The sequence below is a fragment of the Aneurinibacillus danicus genome, from assembly GCF_007991215.1.
GTDB lineage: Bacteria > Bacillota > Bacilli > Aneurinibacillales > Aneurinibacillaceae > Aneurinibacillus > Aneurinibacillus danicus.
In genome coordinates this window covers 1-1,742 of the sequence record NZ_BJXX01000195.1, presented here as the reverse complement: position 1 = coordinate 1,742, position 1,742 = coordinate 1, and the positions used below count along the sequence as shown (strand labels likewise).

The 1,742-nt window shown below is 46.4% G+C and carries 2 protein-coding genes and 1 other annotated feature; both genes read right to left on the bottom strand.

Translation table 11 applies throughout. The annotated features are described in order from the left end of the window. Positions 1 to 57: 57 nt before the first annotated feature. On the bottom strand, positions 58 to 1,041 hold the full coding sequence (gene trpS, locus ADA01nite_RS19800) for a tryptophan--tRNA ligase (RefSeq protein ID WP_146812162.1): 984 nt from the start codon (positions 1,039 to 1,041) through the stop codon (positions 58 to 60). A gap of 43 nt (positions 1,042 to 1,084) precedes the next feature. Further along, positions 1,085 to 1,303 (bottom strand) — a binding site (T-box leader). A 104-nt stretch (positions 1,304 to 1,407) separates the two neighbouring features. Then, the gene (yhfH, locus tag ADA01nite_RS19795; RefSeq protein ID WP_146812161.1) at positions 1,408 to 1,548 is read right to left on the bottom strand and encodes a protein YhfH; all 141 of its coding nucleotides are present in this window, start codon (positions 1,546 to 1,548) and stop codon (positions 1,408 to 1,410) included. Positions 1,549 to 1,742: the final 194 nt, after the last annotated feature.

The window sequence follows — 1,742 nt, the reverse complement described above, 5'->3', positions numbered from 1 at the left end:
CTCTTCCCACGATTTTCATGTCGGGGTTGCGGCTGAAAAGCATGGTGGTTGTGCTTTTTAAAACGTGACTAATCCCATGTTTTTACGGACTTTATCCATGGTAGCGGAAGCGATTGTCCGGGCACGTTCCGCGCCGTCTTTCAGGATGGTAATTAATTCTGGGCTGTCGATCCACTGTTTGTATTTTTCCTGAATTGGCGTGAGAGTGTCGACTACTACTTCAGCGAGATCCTTTTTGAAATCGCCGTAGCCGCGGCCTTCATAACGCTGTACGATCGTCTCGATAGTTTCGCCGGTGCAGGCCGAATAAATAGTCAGCAGATTGCTGACGGCAGGTTTGTTTTCCTTGTCGTAACGTACAGTGCCTTCCGAATCAGTAACGGCACGCTTAATCTTCTTTGTGATGACATTCGGCTCGTCCAGCAGCGCGATGTAGCTGCCTGCATTTGGATTACTTTTGCTCATTTTTTTGGTCGGATCGTCAAGCGACATGATCCGGCCGCCGAATTCTTGAATCATCGGCTCAGGAATAACAAAAGTTTCGCCGTACTTTTTGTTAAAGCGTTCCGCCATATCCCGCGTAAATTCGAGATGCTGTTTCTGGTCTTCGCCGACTGGCACATGTGTCGTATTATAGAGCAAGATGTCCGCCGCCATAAGCGCCGGATACGTTAACAGACCTCCCGTCACAACCGCTTTCCCCGCAGATTTGTCCTTGTACTGTGTCATGCGCTCCAGCTCTCCGATATAGCCGGTGCACTGCATCAGCCAGCCGAGTTCGGCATGCTCGGGTACCTGGGACTGAATAAACAGGATCGATTTTTTCGGGTCGATACCAATGCTCAAATACATGGCGGCAAGCTGCATCGTATAATCACGCAGTTCGCTCGCTTCCTTTGGTACGGTCAGCGAGTGAAGGTTGACGATAGAGTAAATGCAATTGCCTTCCTCCTGTAAATCAACAAAGCGTTTCATTGCTCCGATATAGTTGCCCAGCGTAAAGCTTCCGCTCGGCTGTACGCCGGAAAAAATTTGTTTCATACCTGTCCACTCCTCTTATGTAAAATAAAAAAATCCCCCATCCGCAAGGGACGAGGGACCGTGGTGCCACCCTAATTAACCGGCATTTTGCCGGCTCGCTTTCTTCCCGCATAACGGAGGGAACCCGCCTCTGTCTACTGGCATTCGCGTTCAACAGGGAGCTCAGAAGTCCATTCGTGCGGGGAGTACGTACCGGGCTTCCACCGCCCCCGGCTCTCTGCGACGCCTCGTTCCGCCTACTTATCTTCATCATTGCTTTTACTATTTGAATTGAAAATAATGATAATACAAAACGACCATGGTTTTCAAGTGATTACATCACATCATGCTTATGAAGCTTTCCATAAATTCCCCTGGAATTGTAAATTAAGCGGGATAGTTATCGTTTTTATTATGGCAATCTTCACACTCGGACTTGTACGATTCGGCTTGTTCAGATAATACAACACCGCAGCGGGCACATGTTTTTTTTGGAAGGTTGTTATAGAACTCAGATACTGGAATCATCGTTGACGCCTCCTTTTTTTATCATTGTAATATAACAGATATTATGTTACAAATTACTGTTATATTATAAAGTAGTTGCTACATCGCAAATACTCCGTTATTCTCCGAATTTCTTTGAAATACTAAAAATTTTATGTTTTTTACAAAAAACCAACATGGCGTTTCAGCCGCAACCCCGACATGAAAATTACGGG

What these genes read in the sequence shown, in the direction of transcription:
- yhfH (WP_146812161.1), bottom strand. Translation starts at nt 1,548, where the DNA reads ATGATTCCAGTATCTGAGTTCTATAACAACCTTCCAAAAAAAACATGT.
- trpS (WP_146812162.1), bottom strand. Translation starts at nt 1,041, where the DNA reads ATGAAACAAATTTTTTCCGGCGTACAGCCGAGCGGAAGCTTTACGCTG.